Origin of the sequence: Priestia sp. YIM B13491, from assembly GCF_042787605.1 — a bacterium.
Lineage (GTDB): Bacteria > Bacillota > Bacilli > Bacillales > Bacillaceae_H > Priestia > Priestia megaterium_E.
Window position 1 is genome coordinate 519,076 of sequence record NZ_JBHZOR010000001.1, and the last position, 12,609, is coordinate 531,684.

Annotated in this window: 13 protein-coding genes and 1 riboswitch; of the genes, 11 read left to right on the top strand and 2 right to left on the bottom strand. The window is 37.8% G+C overall.

What is annotated here, in order from left to right; genetic code table 11:
* Positions 1-116: 116 nt before the first annotated feature.
* Complete coding sequence (locus tag ACFX4E_RS02680; RefSeq protein ID WP_060747009.1) at positions 117-806, top strand: peptidoglycan DD-metalloendopeptidase family protein; 690 nt, start codon at positions 117-119, stop codon at positions 804-806.
* 33 nt (positions 807-839) lie between these two features.
* Here the strand turns inward: ACFX4E_RS02680 and serA are convergent, their stop codons facing one another.
* Entirely contained in the window at positions 840-2,414 is a 1,575-nt protein-coding gene (gene serA / locus ACFX4E_RS02685) for a phosphoglycerate dehydrogenase (protein WP_060747010.1), read from the bottom strand.
* A gap of 299 nt (positions 2,415-2,713) precedes the next feature.
* Positions 2,714-2,856: riboswitch (FMN riboswitch) on the top strand.
* 154 nt (positions 2,857-3,010) lie between these two features.
* Here serA and ACFX4E_RS02690 point away from each other — a divergent pair.
* Positions 3,011-3,586, top strand: a complete 576-nt coding sequence (locus tag ACFX4E_RS02690) for an ECF transporter S component (protein WP_098331879.1) — start codon at positions 3,011-3,013, stop codon at positions 3,584-3,586.
* A 78-nt stretch (positions 3,587-3,664) separates the two neighbouring features.
* Here ACFX4E_RS02690 and ACFX4E_RS02695 read toward each other — a convergent pair whose 3' ends face one another.
* Positions 3,665-3,913 carry a ferredoxin gene (locus ACFX4E_RS02695; RefSeq protein ID WP_013059046.1) on the bottom strand — a complete coding sequence of 83 codons (249 nt, stop codon included), beginning with the start codon at positions 3,911-3,913 and terminating at the stop codon, positions 3,665-3,667.
* A 257-nt stretch (positions 3,914-4,170) separates the two neighbouring features.
* Between ACFX4E_RS02695 and ACFX4E_RS02700 the strand changes: the two genes are divergently transcribed.
* The 9 genes from ACFX4E_RS02700 (at position 4,171) to ACFX4E_RS02740 (ending at position 12,498) form a co-directional block, all read left to right on the top strand.
* Positions 4,171-5,220, top strand: a complete 1,050-nt coding sequence (locus tag ACFX4E_RS02700; protein WP_377237910.1) for a YpbB family protein — start codon at positions 4,171-4,173, stop codon at positions 5,218-5,220.
* Between the two features lie 23 nt (positions 5,221-5,243).
* On the top strand, positions 5,244-6,761 hold the full coding sequence (locus ACFX4E_RS02705) for a RecQ family ATP-dependent DNA helicase (protein WP_028410720.1): 1,518 nt from the start codon (positions 5,244-5,246) through the stop codon (positions 6,759-6,761).
* Positions 6,761-7,366 (top strand): CPBP family intramembrane glutamic endopeptidase, encoded by a 606-nt coding sequence (locus ACFX4E_RS02710; RefSeq protein ID WP_060747012.1) that lies wholly within the window; start codon positions 6,761-6,763, stop codon positions 7,364-7,366. Before ACFX4E_RS02705 ends, ACFX4E_RS02710 begins: the two co-directional genes overlap by 1 nt.
* Positions 7,367-7,456: 90 nt before the next feature.
* Positions 7,457-7,909 (top strand): DUF2663 family protein, encoded by a 453-nt coding sequence (locus ACFX4E_RS02715; RefSeq protein ID WP_255293575.1) that lies wholly within the window; start codon positions 7,457-7,459, stop codon positions 7,907-7,909.
* Between the two features lie 54 nt (positions 7,910-7,963).
* Positions 7,964-8,338 (top strand): hypothetical protein, encoded by a 375-nt coding sequence (locus tag ACFX4E_RS02720; protein WP_060747014.1) that lies wholly within the window; start codon positions 7,964-7,966, stop codon positions 8,336-8,338.
* A 20-nt stretch (positions 8,339-8,358) separates the two neighbouring features.
* Positions 8,359-9,126 carry a metallophosphoesterase gene (locus ACFX4E_RS02725; RefSeq protein ID WP_060747015.1) on the top strand — a complete coding sequence of 256 codons (768 nt, stop codon included), beginning with the start codon at positions 8,359-8,361 and terminating at the stop codon, positions 9,124-9,126.
* 107 nt (positions 9,127-9,233) lie between these two features.
* Positions 9,234-10,145, top strand: coding sequence for a MerR family transcriptional regulator (locus ACFX4E_RS02730; RefSeq protein ID WP_060747016.1), 912 nt, complete (start codon positions 9,234-9,236; stop codon positions 10,143-10,145).
* Between the two features lie 127 nt (positions 10,146-10,272).
* Positions 10,273-10,875: a genetic competence negative regulator gene (locus ACFX4E_RS02735; protein WP_013084906.1), complete on the top strand. Its 603-nt coding sequence runs from the start codon at positions 10,273-10,275 to the stop codon at positions 10,873-10,875.
* A gap of 357 nt (positions 10,876-11,232) precedes the next feature.
* On the top strand, positions 11,233-12,498 hold the full coding sequence (locus tag ACFX4E_RS02740; protein WP_370506064.1) for a Glu/Leu/Phe/Val family dehydrogenase: 1,266 nt from the start codon (positions 11,233-11,235) through the stop codon (positions 12,496-12,498).
* Positions 12,499-12,609: the final 111 nt, after the last annotated feature.

Below are 12,609 nucleotides of genomic sequence, written 5' to 3' on the forward strand. Positions count from 1 at the left end.
TGTGATTCTCCACTGAATCACATCTCTTTATTTTTTCTATAAACAAGTCTAAAAGAGAAGGAATTGGCATATAGTATGTTTTGTGTGCAATGATCTACATAGGAGGTTCTTTCTTCATGATTGACGTGTTAAGAAGAATATTGGTTGTATTAGTAATGGGATTGTGTATAGGTCTTTTATTTTTGGGCGGGCAAATGGTAAAAGCAGAAGAGAAGCAGTGGGAGTGGCCGGTTGAAGGAGTCTTAACTGATATATTTGGTTCACGTCACGCCAAACACTTTGGAATTGATATAGCAGCACCTGTTGGTACACAGGTGTATGCTGTTGCAAAAGGAGTGGTGAGCCGCTCTTATTATTCAAATACATACGGACAGGTTGTTTTTATCAAACAAACAAATGGATACGAAACGGTCTATGCTCATCTAGAGGAACGTTTTGTTACAGAAGGAAATCGTGTAGCCGCAGGTCAAAACATTGGACGAGTTGGCAATACAGGGCGATCTTCAGGTGCACATTTGCATTTTGAAGTTCATCAAGGAAGTTGGAATCCGGATAAAACCAATGCAGTAAACCCACTTGCCAAATTGGACAATCAAAAACTATTGGCATACGTAAAAAGCGATTTAGCTGCCACGGTTTTTCAGCAGTTACATCAGACTTCTGATAACTGTATTCTTATCCATCAAGGAGATACATTATCTGAGCTCGCAGTCAAATATGAAGTAGATATGGATCAGCTAAAAAAGTGGAATCATTTAGAAAATACGATGTTAAATGCAGGACAAGTATTAAAAATAAGTCCATAAAAAAAGAGCCGCTCAGGCTCTTTTTTCTCAATGTCACAATTCAATACGCTGTATGGTCACAATTTCGCTTGTTTGTTTTAACGAAGCAATGACAGAATCATCTAAAAGTTTATCAAACGTAAGCATCATAATGGCTTCTCCGCCTTTTTGCTTACGGCCCACTTGCATGGTAGCAATGTTAATACGTAAATCTCCAAGTACTTTCCCTACATTTCCAATAACTCCGGGCTGATCACTGTGACGGATATAAAGAAGATGTCCTTCCGGATAAAAATCAATATCAAACGAATCAATATTAACAATTCGAGGTCCATAGCCGGCTATATAGGTGCCCGTAATGGTAAATGTACGCTGTTCGCCTGTTACGGTAACGTCAATCATATTGGAATATCCTTGCGTATCTTCCGATGTTTTTTCACCAAATGTAATTCCTCGTTCTTTGGCAATCATAGAAGCATTGACTTCGTTAACAGGTGAGTCGATACGATGAGTTAAAAAGCCTGATAATAAGCTCCGTGTAATATAAGTGGTTTCCAAATCCGTCACTGTACCTCCGTAGGAGATAGAGATATGCTGAACAGGTTCTCGCATGCATTGAGATAAAATAGCTCCCATTTGTTTAGTAAGGCTCGTAAACGGCTGAATTTTTTCAAAAACTTCTTTAGAAAGCGTCGGTAAATTAATGGATGAGCTTACAGGATTACCTTCTAGAAAACGCAAAACGTCATGTGCCACGTCTTCAGCAACGTTAAGCTGGGCTTCTTTTGTAGAAGCTCCTAAATGGGGAGTTGTAATAACTTGATCAAAATGTAACAAAGGGTTATCAATCGGCGGCTCAACTTCAAATACGTCAATAGCTGCACCTTGAACATGGCCAATTTCTAAATAATGAACTAAGGCTTTTTCATCAATGATCCCGCCGCGTGCGCAGTTTAATAAAAACACGCCCTTCTTTGTTTTGGCTAATGTGTCATGATTGAGCAATCCCTTTGTTTCTCTCGTAAGCGGAGTGTGCACGGTAATAACATCCGCTGCTGCTAGTAATTCATCCAGGGATAATAGTTCTACGCCTAGCTTTTCAGCTCGGGAAGATGTTAAAAAAGGATCGTAAACGTGAACGCTCATATTGAAGGCTTTTGCGCGTTTGGCAAGCTCTGAGCCAATTCGTCCAAATCCGATAATGCCCAGGTGTTTGCGATTAAGCTCTGTTCCAACAAATGCTGAGCGGTTCCATTCGCGCGCTTTAACTGAAGCATTACCTTGGGGAATATGCCGAAACAAGCTAGCCATCATAGCAAATGTATGTTCCGCCGTTGAAATGGTATTTCCGTTCGGCGCATTAATAACGACAACCCCTCGTTTGGTTGAGGCTTCAATATCAATATTATCGACACCTACTCCAGCCCGGGCAACAATTTTTAAATTCGGCATTTTTGCCAGCAAATCCTCTGTAACCGTCGTAGCACTCCGTACTAAAAGCGCATCGTACGTATGCAAATCATTCTCAACTTCTTCAACTTTTTTTCGCGTAAGATTCACATGAGGAGCTTCAAGCAGTGGAGCAAGACCTTCATTGCTAATTGAATCAGCTACTAATACATTATACATGACGTGAACATCTCCCTTGGATTTTACTATCATCAAATATTTGATAATTTACCATGTTAAAAAAATTCTGTCAATTATATTTTTCAAACTTTACGATTAGTTATCAAATACACTATTATAAACGTAAAATTGAAACTATAAATATGTCATAATGCTGTTGGTTATGCACTTATTTCCTTATTTTTCATATAAAAACAGTAATGAAGTTTATAAAATACATCAATTTAATAGGAATTAAAGAACTTCTTTATTTACTTTTAATTCGAGATAACATATAATAAATTCATAATTAAATATTGGTCTATCTTCGGGGCAGGGTGAAATTCCCGACCGGCGGTAAAAAACAAATTGTTTTGAGCCCGCGAGCTTATATGTAATACATACGAGCAGATTTGGTGAAATTCCAAAGCCGACAGTACAGTCTGGATGGGAGAAGGTGGAGGTTCAGCGTTCAAAACCTAATGTGATGAACGTTTATTAAATATGCCTGCCATGTCTCCTCTCAACGAATCATTTGTTGGGAGGTTTTTGCGTGGGGATATAAAGTTGAACCTTTCTTCTTTGAAGAGTGGATCACAAAGAAGGAGAGAGGCAAGATGCAACAAAGTAAGAAAACTCAAAAGCTGGTTGTACTAGGAATGTTAAGTAGTATTGCTTATATTTTAATGATGATTAATTTTCCAATTCCTGGATTACCTCCGTTTTTAACAATTGATTTTAGCGAAATTCCTGCACTCGTAGCAGCACTTGTATTTGGACCGATGGCTGCTGTTATAGTAGAAGGAATAAAAAATTTATTGAATTATTTAATTCAAGGAAGTGCTACAGGGGTTCCAGTTGGTCAAGCGGCGAACTTTGTGGCTGGTTTACTGTTCGTTCTTCCTGTATCATACATGTTCAACCGATTTAAAACGGCTAAAGGCGTAACGATAGGTTTGGTTACGGGTACGGTGGTAATGACGGTACTCATGGCTGTCTTAAATTATTATGTCTTCTTACCAGCGTATACAATCTTCTTACAATCGCCAGAAATGTCTAGTGAACAAGCACGTCAATATATCGTTGCAGGTATTTTGCCGTTTAACTTAATAAAAGGAGCAGCAACAGGGGTTATCTTTGTCTTATTGTTTTCAAAAATGAAGCAATGGATCACGCGTCGCATTGCTGTTTAATTCAATCGCTCTCCCGGGGAGAGCGATTTTTATATATAAAAAAACCTGCAGCATGTACACTACAGGTTTGCTCCACACTTATTCGAATTTATTAGCATCGCCTTCGAATTTTTCATCCGCTACGCGAATTGAATCCGTAGGGCAGCCTTCCATTGCATCCATCATATCATCTTCTAGATCTTCTGGAATTTCTACTACACCTTGGTTATCATCTAATGTTACGAATGCAATACCTTCATCATCATAATCATAAATGTCTGGTGCTGCTGCTCCGCAAGCGCCGCATGCGATGCAAGTATCTTTATCAACAATTGTATATTTTGGCATAACAAGACCTCCTGTAAAGTGTTCGAAAATTTCTCATTATATAATCTCTTCGCGAATCAAGAGTGAAATTTCTCCTTATTCATTGTAAAATGATTTATAAAACTTTTCAATAGAAAAGTCACTGAGAATGCTTATCAAATCAAGGTTTCTTCACTTACCCAAACGTTTTGATACATAAAGGAAAGAGCTGAAAAGCCTTTATCTCACATGCTATTGGTCACTTTTGGTACAATGAATGAGAAAGGAAGTTGACACCTTTGAATTATATTCAAGTTAGCATTTTATTTTGTATAAAACAGTTAAAAGGTGAGCGAACCGCCTATGGTATTTATCATTTATTAACAGGTAAAAAGTCAGCTCAAACGATTCAAGACGGAAAAATTTTTGGAATTTCGTTTCTTTTTCAGTCATTTGTTTACTTAGATAAACGGTCTTTTGAAACCTGCGTTGCATATTTAAAAGAACAGCAGTATATTGAAGAAACTGAAAATCAAAAGTATGTGATGACAGATAAGGGACAAGCACGCCTTGAAGATGAACTGAAGGCTCGGCCCTTTCATCCAGCTTTAGACGGATGGAAATTCGCAAGCAGTACTCAATTATTTTTAGCAAGAATCACTTTGTTCATTCAGACCTTATCAAACCTACAGTATTTTCAAAAAGGGTTTTTACCCATTTCCAAAAATCCTGAGGTCATTCAATGGGTCAAAACGTATATTATGTCTCAAAAGCAAACGCGTCAAGAGTTAGCCGCCGAGCTATTCGAAGAGCTCCGAACGTGCTTGAAAGGTTGTACGGAACGGGACGCGTCTCTTTTTGTTTTGCAGCTGACTGGATACCAAAGAGTAGGCTTTACAAAAAATCAGTTAGCATATCAATATGAACTCGATGAGCATTATGTTCATATTCAACTGTTAGGGGTTATTCACCATATCATTGAAAAAGTGAGTAAAAATAATGAACGCTTTCATGTACTTTCTTCTTTTTTACGTGATCTATATTTAGAATTGCCTTTGACAAGCTCGACGTTAAAAACGTATAGCTGGCTTCAAAAAGGCAAGACACTTGAAGAAATTGCTTATATAAGGCGTTTAAAAGAAAGTACCATTGAAGATCATATTGCAGAATTAGCTCTATTTGTTCCATCTTTTTCAATCGATGCATACGTATCTCCTAAGCAGCAGGAAAAAATTATCGCAGCCTTTGAAGGTTTGCGGACAAATAAATTAAAGGTGATAAAAGAAGAAGTAAAAGACGACGTTACCTATTTTCAGATTCGTCTCGTATTAGCAAAACATTTTACCTGATACTAAAAAAAGTGGTGTTTGATGTGAAGATAGAACAACTTCTACAGAAACAATTCGGCTATAGCCAATTTCGACTAGGACAAAAAGAGATTATTCAAGATATTTTAACAGGTCATAATGTGTTAGCGGTTCTTCCTACAGGAACAGGGAAATCATTGTGCTATCAGCTCCCAGCTTATCTGTTGAACCGACCGGTGCTGATTGTATCTCCTTTAATTTCACTGATGGAAGATCAAGTTCAACAACTAAAGGCAAGCGGAGAAAAGAGAGTTATTGCCTTAAATAGTTTCCTACAACAAGAAGAAAAACAACGAGCGCTAAAAAATTTAGCTTTTTATCGTTTTATTTATGCATCTCCTGAAATTTTGCAAAATGGTTTTGTAGTAGAAGCATTAAAGCAGGCAAAGGTAGGGCTTTTCGTTGTGGACGAGGCGCACTGTATTTCTCAGTGGGGACATGATTTTCGTTTAGATTATCTACAGCTAGGAGATATATGGAAGGAACTTGGCAGTCCGCTATGTCTGGCACTAACGGGAACTGCGACTAGGGAAGTAGTGGAAGATATTAAGCGCTACTTATCGCTTCCTGCTGTCAACGAGCACATCTATTCCATGAATCGAAGTAATATTGCGATGAAAGTTGATTTTGTTGCAAGTATTGAAGAAAAAAAAGAGAAGTTACTGATGTACGTTAGTGAACTGCAAGGTCCGGGAATTATCTATTGTTCCAGCCGATCTTGGACAGAAGCATTAACACAGCTTCTAAAGGAAAATGGGATACAGCGAGTGCAGTATTACCACGGAGGAATGGAACCGAATGAAAGAATGCTTGTTCAACAGCAATTTTTAGAAAATCAGCTTGATATCATTTGCTGCACAAGTGCATTTGGAATGGGGGTTAACAAATCGAATGTTCGGTTTGTTATTCATTTTCATACACCTACGCAGCTAGAAGCATATGTACAGGAAATTGGAAGAAGTGGACGCGATCAGCGAAACAGTATTGCGATCTTGCTTTATGCTGAAGGAGACGATGATTTTGCTCATTCTTTACTTGAAATTGAGCTTCCTTCTTCAGATAGCATCTTATACTGCTTGTCGTATTTACGAAACCATGATCAGGCCATTCCTTTAAAACAAGTAGAGTCTCACTTTCTTTATACAGTGGGTGTTCAAGAAACACATTGGCGATTTATTCGTTATTATTTGTACAGAGAAAATGTAGTGAAAAATGAACATGTTGAACCCTGGAAAATTCCTGAATCGCTGCATGAAACGATTGTTGCAGCTGTAAATAAACGTCTTCGAAACAAACATGACAAGTATCGTGCGATGAAGGGGTTTATTGAGACAAAAGAATGCCGTCGTCACGTGCTGCTTGGCTATTTCGATGAAACGGGAAAATCAGAGCTTGAGAACTGTTGCGATTGCTGCGGCCTGGATTTAGAAAACTATAAAGAAACAAATGGTGAGCAGGAGCAATGGACATTTCAAGGCTGGGAATTAGAATTAGCTCGTTTGCTTCGTCAAGGAGAGATATAATGGCAAAATCACAGCAAGAGCTTATTTCATCCATGACAGATGCAGAGCTAGTTAAAAATTTATATGTAACACAGCTGCTCATCTGCTTCATTGCTTTAGGCATCGGTTTTTTCACATTCGATTCATGGAATTCCTTTTTGCAGTTTTTTCAGCTGGATTGGTCTTCTATTTTATTGTACGGGGGAGGAACAGCTCTCTTGGTAGTAGGAGGAGATATACTTCTAATGAAATGCGTACCTGAGCATTTATACGATGACGGAGGGATCAATGAACGTTTATTTGCTAATCGTTCTGTTCCTCATCTGATCCTTATTTGCCTAATCGTTGCATGTTCAGAAGAAATATTATTTCGAGGGGTTATACAAGTTCAGTTTGGCCTCTTTTGGGCGAGTATTGTATTTGCACTCGTTCACATTCGATATTTAAAAAAGTGGTTTCTTTTTATTTCGGTTGTGTTTTTAAGCTTTTTAATAGGGTTGCTTTTTTGGTGGACTGAAAATTTGTATGTCACGATTTTTGCTCATTTTCTCATTGATTTTTTATTGGGCCTGCAGATACGAAAATCAAAAGGGGAATCTGCACAGCCAGAAGAACTAATTCAGTAAAGTTAAGGAAACAGGCATTATTTTCAGTGCTATCCACATAATCTTTTATGTTCCCTCATATGTTGTACTAGCATACGAGGGGGTGGAATGATGGAAAACAAAGTGATAGACTTTGAAAGCGATGAAACACTTCAATATATATTAGCGAGCGTTATTAAAAGAAAAGAGACAGTCAATAAGCTGAAAGCTAAAGAGAAAAAATGGAAGCTTTTGTTTTTAGCCAGTGTAACGGCTGTTATTAGCTACTTTTTTTTCCTATTTCAAGGCGATTTTTTTACGACGTTTAGCGAGTTTTTTTCATTTTTGTTAGGCAACATGGGACATTTGATGTTTCTATTGCTTACCGTCTCACTTTACTTTTATACTGTACAGCTGCAGAAAAAAAGCGAGAAAGCAGAAAAGACTTTCCAAGATTTGCGCTGTGAGATTATTAAAAGAAGCAAAGAGCTATGGGCGACGCCTGAAACATGGGAGCACCGAAAAGAAACGTTCCGCTGGATGCAGTCAACCTATGGAATTAATTTATATCATGAAAACAAATAGAATCGCATGAAAAAGCCTCTTTTTACATAGAAGTTTAGTGAAGGGGGTTTTTTTGTGAGGGATTGGTTTAACTTGCTGGCTGCGTGGTTATGCAGTTATTATATCAGCAGTTTAACGGCTGTAGGCTCAAAAGCTTCGTTAACCTATTTACTTATTCAAATGATTTTACATCCGTTAGATGTGTTTAGTGTTATAATCTTGTTTTTCACGGCTCTTTTTTGTCTGTCGACGGCAGTCCGTAAAGTGTTTCTGCAAAGTCGGTTGCTTCTAAAAGGCTATAAGGTAAAATGGCATGAATACCTTGTTTCATGTCTATGTGTGATAGGAATTTTATGGTTAAGTGCAATTGCGCTTTATCAAGTAGTAGGTTTGTTAACAATTGCGATAATTTATGCCCTTTCTTCTTTAAGAGAAACACATCGGGTATAAAATGAAAAGAAGGAGAATATATGGTTATTCTTTTAATGGTTTTAGCGTTAGGCATAGGCTTGCTGATTTTTATGTTTTCAGAAGCCCATCGTACACATGTGGAAGAAAGAACGATTCATTTATCAAGATTTCCTGAAAATCAGCAGCCTTTGCGCCTGTTTTTTATATCAGATATACATAAGCGAACAGTTTCGTCGAAGCTGTTGGAAAAAATACCGGGCGAAGTAGATTTTGTGATCATAGGCGGTGATTTACTAGAAGGAGGAGTCCCTTTATTGCGGGCTCGTCAAAATATTCAACATCTTAAAACGCTAGGACCCGTCTATTTTGTGTGGGGAAATAATGATTACGAAGTAAGTCAAATGCAATTGAAGCAGATGCTTAGAGATGAAGGAGTTATTGCCCTTAAAAATGAGCATGTCTTTGCCGTTTCTAAAGATGGTACTACATGCCACTTTGCGGGGGTAGATGATTTATCAGAAGGTCAGATGAATCTAAAGAGAGCTGTTTCTTCCATTGAACCTGAGCAGCTTACCATTCTTCTAAGCCATAATCCTGATGTTATCTATTATGTAGATGAGGAATCAAAAGTAGATTTAATTTTGAGCGGGCATACACACGGGGGACAGATACGCTTATTTAATTTGGGTATGTATGAATTAGGAGGACTGAAAGAAAAAAGAAAGATTCCTCTTTTTGTCAGTAACGGATATGGTACAACCTCTTTGCCTCTCCGTTTACAAGCTAGAGCTCAAACGCATTATATCACTTTAAAAAGGAAAGAATAGCCTTGAACAAACTCTTTACATAGCATATACAAATTTTACACAAAGGATAACTTATCCTATAATTCAATTAATAGATACAGTTCACGAAGAGTAGTTGGAGGTTACGTATGGCTCACGAAGGGAAGTATAATATTAAAGCCATCTCAAATATGGTCGGAATCCAGCCGGGAACTTTGCGTGCATGGGAACGACGCTATCAAATTTTAAATCCTGTCCGCAATGAATCCGGGCATCGGTTATATACAGAAGAAGACTTGCGGAAATTAAAATGGCTCACGGAAAAAGTGAGCGGAGGTTTTACCATCAGTCAAGCGGTTTCGCTATTAGAAACGGAAAGCAGTACAGTAGGAACGTTTGAAGAAGAAGGAGAAGTAGATTCCCCTCAAAAAATTAGGGATGAGCTGTTAACGATGCTTTTATCTTTTGAAGAAGGAAAAGCACAGGATTTAATTAATCATGCTTTTAGCCTGTATTCGGTAGAAAAAGTGGTTATTGATATTTTGGGTTCTCTACTCGTGACGGTTGGAGACATGTGGGAAAAAGGGCAAATCACAAGTGCTCATGAGCATTATACGACTCAAGTATTAAAAACGCGTATCAGCATGATTTTTTATTCGCTGCCTTCAAATGGCTTATTGCCTAAAGCGATTGCTGTATGCGGACCTAATGAGACACATGAAGTGGGACTCCTAGTTTTTACGCTATTTTTACGCCGTAAAGGGTTTGAGGTTATTTATTTAGGAAGCAGCATTGAAGATAAAGATGTTGAGTTAATTGTTAAAGAAGTAGACCCAACGTTTTTATTTATGTCATGTACAATGATGGAAAATGCCGAGAAAACACTAAATTTGACGAACCAAATGATAAAGAAATTCCCGCATCTCAAAGTAGGATTAGGCGGTTATGTGTTTGATGGTTTAGATAGCAAAAGAAAAGGCGAGGCTCAGCCGTTTATTTTAGGAAATACAAAAGAAGAGTGGAACAGCTGGCTAACAAAAAAATTAGCAGAAATTGATTGAGAATAGCTTGTCTTTCCTATCATAAACCTGTAAACTCGTAAGTAAACATCACGAACCGTTTTCCAAAAAATACATATACTGCATTATCGAACCATGTGGTTATGAGTGCAAGCGGGGAGGGACGCTAATGAGGCTTGAACGACTAAACTATAATAAGCTAAAAGTTTTTTTGACCTACGATGATTTAAAAGAAAGAGGGTTAACAAAAGAAGATCTATGGACAGATACATTCAAAGTAAAACAGCTTTTTCGTGAGATGATAGAGCAAGCTTCTCAAGAACTGAACTTTGAACCTACAAATTCTCTTTCTGTAGAAGTTTTTTCACTTCAAGCACAGGGAATGGTTGTATTTGTGACAAAGCAGTATGAAGAAGAAACCAGCTACGGTGAGTTCGATGAAGACGAGTTCGAAGACTTCATTGAAATGCAGGTCATGCTAGATGAAAGCGAAGACATGTTTTTTGAGTTTGATTCATTTGAAGATGTCATTCAGCTGACCAAACGCATGTCAAACTTTTACGATACGGATAGCGTGCTCTATTCATTTGAAAAACGTTTTTACGTGCTGTTGGATTATCACATGCTGTCACCGGCTGAAGTTGGGAATATGATTGCGGTTTTGGCGGAGTATGGAAATCCCTCTACAATTACAAAGCACCGCGTAAATGAATATGGAAAAATGTTAGTAGAAAAGAGAGCTTTGGAGTATATTAATTCTGTCTTTTCTTAACTGTTTAATTGAAATAATTACACCCGTGAAGGATAAAGCACTTTTATTAAAATAAGAGTGGCTGCACTTTCAGCTTGTACAAAGTTGTTGAAAGTGTTCTTTATCACCGGGTGTTTTTTATTTTTTTAAAACGATTAAAGCATACTAGAAAAGAGGCAGACTTAAAACATTGTAGCATACCTTGCAAAGTTATTGGAAGCGTTTTCTTAGAAGAACACAAAAAATACTAAAAGTTCGATATTTTCCTTTGCAATGTAAAACTAAGGGTGTATACTATGTCATGAAAGAAGCACCATTCAATTAAAAACGAATAATTTTCGATACATTTTAGGAGGTTTACAGATGGTAGCCGACAAGATGCAAGACAGTAAAAATAGTCAAGAAGAGAAGCATGATGTTTTAAAATCTACACAAACAGTGATACATAAAGCGTTAGAAAAACTAGGCTATCCTGATGAAGTGTATGAACTATTAAAAGAGCCATTACGAATGATGACAGTAAAAATTCCTGTTCGTATGGATGACGGATCAGTTAAGATTTTTACAGGTCACCGAGCGCAGCATAACGATGCAGTTGGTCCTACGAAAGGCGGAATTCGTTTTCACCCAAACGTAACTGAAAAAGAAGTAAAAGCTCTATCTATATGGATGAGTTTAAAATGTGGAATCGTTGACCTTCCTTACGGTGGAGGAAAAGGTGGAATTGTTTGTGATCCTCGAAATATGTCTTTTGGAGAATTAGAGCGTTTAAGCCGCGGATATGTTCGTGCGATTAGCCAAATTGTTGGACCAACAAAGGATATTCCAGCGCCGGATGTGTTTACAAATTCACAAATTATGGCTTGGATGATGGATGAATACAGCCGGATTGATGAATTTAACTCACCGGGCTTTATTACTGGAAAGCCCCTTGTCTTAGGTGGTTCACACGGCCGTGAAACAGCGACTGCAAAAGGAGTAACTATTTGTATTCGTGAAGCAGCGAAAAAACGAGGCATTGAATTACAAGGTGCACGGGTAGTAGTACAAGGGTTTGGAAATGCAGGAAGCTTTTTAGCTAAGTTTATGCACGACGCTGGCGCTAAAATTGTAGGGATATCCGATGCGTACGGAGCGCTGCATGATCCTAACGGTTTAGACATTGATTATTTATTAGATCGACGCGATAGCTTTGGTACAGTAACGAAATTATTCAATAATACAATCAGCAATAAAGAGCTGCTTGAACTTGACTGTGACATCCTAGTTCCAGCTGCGATTGAAAATCAAATTACAGAAGAAAATGCCCATAACATTCAAGCGAGTATTGTAGTAGAAGCAGCAAATGGACCAACAACTCTTGAAGCAACGCGCATCTTGTCAGAGAGAGGAATTTTATTAGTTCCAGACGTTTTGGCCAGTGCCGGCGGTGTAACAGTCTCTTATTTTGAATGGGTGCAAAATAACCAAGGTTATTATTGGACGGAAGAAGAAGTAGAAGAAAAGCTTGAAAAAGTAATGGTTAAATCATTTAATAACATCTACGAAACCTCTACAACTCGAAAAGTCGACATGCGTCTAGCTGCTTATATGATAGGCGTAAGAAAAATGGCAGAAGGCTCTCGTTTCAGAGGCTGGATTTAAAAACAGAACAGCAGAACAATTGCGTAAATAGAAAAAATCTCCTATCATTAATGAGGAGATTTTTTTGTTTTACACTGCGTTAAAATAAAAAAAGGTGCGTTTACAACTGAA